Here is a 411-nt window from a genome sequence, read left to right on the forward strand (position 1 = left end):
GATAAATCATAATAATGTCATTGAGTTCACATCGGCATCTTTGCTAGCCAAACCTAACGGTTGGATTTTAACTAACAAAGACCTTCAAGTAGCAACGCTAAATTACAAGTACGAGATTACGAATCTCACTGACAAGTTCATCACCATTGATCGTGCAGCAAGTTATGTGAATAACAGCGTAAATAAAGACGAAATTAAACTGCCTTTGGAAATTCCACCTAAGTCTAAAGTGACAGTCTCACATAAAGGCAAGAGTTCTCACTATCGAGTGACCGCACTGAAACCAGACCAAAGCGTCGACTTCTCGTTATCTTTTGAGTACTCACTTGAAGGCAAGAAAAAAACATTAAATGGTCAGAAGACATTCAAACCTTTAATCTAAGTCATCCGCTTACTTTATTTCGAAAACTC

1 protein-coding gene is annotated in these 411 nt (G+C 37.7%); it reads left to right on the top strand.

Features of this window, described 5'->3' with window-relative positions; all coding sequences use genetic code 11:
* Positions 1 to 382, top strand: a 382-nt coding sequence (locus AB4486_RS25455) for a hypothetical protein (protein ID WP_372119504.1), incomplete at its 5' end; no start/stop codon positions are given.
* Positions 383 to 411: the final 29 nt, after the last annotated feature.

The sequence above is a fragment of the Vibrio sp. 10N.222.55.C6 genome (assembly GCF_041473395.1).
GTDB classification, from domain to species: Bacteria; Pseudomonadota; Gammaproteobacteria; order Enterobacterales; family Vibrionaceae; genus Vibrio; species Vibrio crassostreae_C.